At 63.5% G+C, this 2,303-nt stretch carries 2 protein-coding genes; one reads left to right on the plus strand and one right to left on the minus strand.

Going from position 1 to position 2,303, the window contains the following annotated elements:
- Nucleotides 1-1,058, minus strand: a 1,058-nt coding sequence (locus VFW93_RS02915) for an acyl-CoA dehydrogenase family protein (RefSeq protein WP_329692490.1), incomplete at its 3' end; no start/stop codon positions are given.
- A gap of 160 nt (nt 1,059-1,218) precedes the next feature.
- Between VFW93_RS02915 and VFW93_RS02920 the strand changes: the two genes are divergently transcribed.
- Nucleotides 1,219-2,094, plus strand: a complete 876-nt coding sequence (locus tag VFW93_RS02920) for an SDR family oxidoreductase (protein ID WP_329692491.1) — start codon at nt 1,219-1,221, stop codon at nt 2,092-2,094.
- Nucleotides 2,095-2,303 lie beyond the last annotated feature (209 nt).

Consider the following 2,303-nt stretch of genomic DNA (forward strand, 5'->3'; position numbering starts at 1 on the left):
ACCGATTCACGCATGTAGCCCATGCCGCCAAAGATCTGCACGGCTTCGTAGGTCACTTCATCGGCCACATCGGTGGCGAAGTTCTTGGCCATGGAGACCTCCTGGATGGCGGTCTTGCCAGCCTGCATGCGGGCGGCCACGCGGTAGGCGTATTCACGCGCCACATCCACCTTGGTCGCCATCTCGGCCAGCTTGTGGCGGATCACCTGGTGCTTGCTCAAAGGCTTGCCAAAGGTGACGCGGTCCTTGACGTAATCCAGGCAGGCCTCCAGCGCCATCTGCGCAGTCATGTAGGCCATCACGGCCAGGGCCAGACGCTCGGCCTGGAAGTTGGCCATGATCAACATGAAGCCCGCGTTCTCCGGGCCGATGAGGTTGCCCACGGGCACGCGCACATCCTCGAAGAACAGCTCGGCCGTGTCAGACGCCCACCAACCCATCTTCTTGAGATTGCGGCCCACCGAAAAACCTGGTGTGCCCTTCTCGATCAGCAACAGCGACACGCCGGCGTAACCCTCGCCGCCGGTGCGCACCGCCACGGTGTAGTAGTCGGCACGCACGCCAGAGGTGATGAAGGTTTTGGATCCATTGACGACATAGTGATCGCCATCCCGCACGGCACGCGTTTTCAGATTGGCCACGTCGGAGCCGCCACCCGGCTCGGTGATGGCCAGCGCGGCGATCTTGTCACCCGCCAGCACGGCCGGCACCACGCGCTGCTGCACTTCAGGCGAGGCACCGCGCCAGATGGGCGGCGTGCCGATGTCCAGCGAACCCAGGCTGGCCACCAGGCCGCCTGAGGTGCTGCGCATCAGCTCTTCGCTGACGGCCAGCTTCATGAACACGTCGTCGGCATAACTGCCACCCAGATGCTCCGGATGGCCGATACCCAGGATACCCAGATCGCCCGCCTTCTTGTACAACTCACGCGGGAAGCTGCCTGCCTCTTCCCACTCGGCGATGTAGGGCTTGATTTCCTGCTCGACGAAACGGCGCGCCGTGGCGCGGGCCATCTCGTGGGTTTCGTTGAAGTACGTCACGAAAGGTGTGGTGCTCATGCTGGCGTCTCCTGTAGTGGCCACCTTGGTGCGGCCTTGTTCGCATGCCCAATACTACAATCAATTTACCAAGACGGCCACCAATTGACGCAAACGTAAAGCACCGGTACAGTCACGATCAAGCTTTCCCCTACCAACACGATTTCCGAGGACGACATCCATGAGCGCGCAACACTACGACAGCATCTTCCGACCCGGCCTGTTTGCCGGTCAGGTCCATGTGGTCACCGGTGGGGGCAGTGGCATCGGGCGCTGTGTGGCGCACGAACTGGCCGCGCTGGGCGCCACCGTGGTCATCACCGGCCGCAATGAAGAAAAACTGGCACGCGTGGTGGCCGAGATCACGGAAGACGGCGGCAAGGCCGACTCCTTCGCCTTCGACATCCGCGATGAAGACCAGGTCAAGACCGCCGTGACCGGCATCGTGACCAAACACGGCCAGATCCATGGCCTGGTGAACAACGCCGGTGGCCAGTTCCCCTCACCCATGAACATGATCTCCAAGCGCGGCTTCGACGCGGTGGTCACCAACAACCTGACCGGCGGCTTCCTGATGATGCGCGAGGTCTTCAACCAGACCATGATGAAGCACGGCGGCGCCATCGTGAACATGACGGCCGACATGTGGAACGGCATGCCGGGCATGGCCCACTCCGGCGCCGCACGCGCGGGCATGGCCAATCTGACCAAGACGGCAGCCTATGAATGGGCAGCCTCCCACGTGCGCGTCAATGCCGTGGCCCCCGGCTGGATTGCATCGAGCGGCATGGACAGCTACGGCCCGGCCATGGCCCCCATGATTCGCGTGCTCAAGGACAACCTGCCGGCCAAGCGCCTGGGGCTGGAAGCCGAAGTGAGCGCGGTGATCTGCTTCCTGCTGAGCCCGGGTGCCTCTTTCGTCACCGGCATCACGGTAGCCATCGACGGCGGCGCCCCGCTGCACAGCCCCGTCATGCCGACGGCCAACCATGCTGGCGCCCCCAGCTACGATGGGTTCCACCGCTCCGTGGTGCCGCAAGTCCTGAAGGACCTGTGATCCTGCGCGGTCGTCGGCTGAAGACCGCATGCACACCAGGTGAATGAGGGGATCCCTAGAATCTCGGTCAGCTTGACCGTCTGACGGAGAACCCGACATGTCCCTGCGACTGGCCACCCTGACGCTGGCCTTGATGCTCCTGTGGGCCGAGGCCGAAGCGGCACGCGTGATCGGCTATGTGCGCGACACCACCACGCGCCGCTATCTGT

The organism is Aquabacterium sp. (assembly GCF_036279675.1).
Taxonomy (GTDB): Bacteria; Pseudomonadota; Gammaproteobacteria; order Burkholderiales; family Burkholderiaceae_C; genus Aquabacterium.

Bases quoted from the DNA above. Each gene is read 5' to 3' on its own strand.
- VFW93_RS02920 (WP_329692491.1), top strand. From the start codon at position 1,219: ATGAGCGCGCAACACTACGACAGCATCTTCCGACCCGGCCTGTTTGCC.